The 955-nt window shown below is 33.8% G+C and carries 1 pseudogene; it reads left to right on the plus strand.

The window, feature by feature from the left end:
- Positions 1–955: pseudogene (locus JCM10991_RS14145) on the plus strand (RNA-guided endonuclease InsQ/TnpB family protein); the annotation flags it as partial.

The following is a 955-nucleotide window of genomic DNA, read 5'->3' on the forward strand; positions in this document are numbered from 1 at the left end:
ATTGATACCGTTATTGACCGTATTAAGGAGTTAGAAAAACGGAAAAATCCTAAAGAATTAGCTAATCATTACCGTTATATGCTTAACAAAAATATTGATAGTCTTGCCTTAGCTAACGCTAAACAAAACTATAACAAAGCTTGGAAAATGTACAAAAAAGTTCATAGTGCAGGGACGCCTAAATTCCATAAAAAAGGTTATGCAGAAAAATATCAAACTAATGCTCAATATGGCAAAGAAGCAATCATGGATATGTATTCTGCTAGTGTTAGTTTCTTGATACCAAGCATATCCAAATACCAAAGTTGGGTAGATTGCGCATTAGTGGCTCACACAGACGTATTTTAGATAATAAGAGCGATATTCGTATTGGTACAGTTACAATTTCAAAATCTGTTGATGATAAATACTTTGTATCACTACAGTTAGCTTCTGATACACCGTTTGTTAAAGCTAAAGTAAAAACTAATAGTCAAGTTGGTGTCGACTTAAATACTGATAACTTCTTAACCGCTAGTTCAGGTTATCAAATTGCGAATCCACGTTACTATCGAACTATTAAAGGTAAGTTAGCTAAGGAACAACGTATTTTATCACGAAAGCAAAGACGGGCTAAAAAGGAACACCGTTCCTTACGCACAAGTAAGAATTATCAGAAACAACGTTTAGTAGTAGCTAAGTTACATGCTAAAGTTAGACGGCAAAGAGAAAACTTTCTCAATAGAGTCTCAATTACACTTATCAATAACCACGATTTGGTAATTGCAGAAAATCTTCGGGGGAAGAATATGTTAAAAAATCATGCTTTAGCGATGTCAATTTCTGATGTTGGTTGGCGAACGTTTCTTAATAAGATGGAATATAAATCTGAATTGTACGGAAGAGTATTCATGACTGTCAATCCTAGAAATACTACACAAACATGTCATGATTGTGGCTTTGTTATGGGTAAAAA

It is taken from the genome of Ligilactobacillus equi DSM 15833 = JCM 10991, assembly GCF_000615765.1.
Taxonomy (GTDB): Bacteria; Bacillota; Bacilli; order Lactobacillales; family Lactobacillaceae; genus Ligilactobacillus; species Ligilactobacillus equi.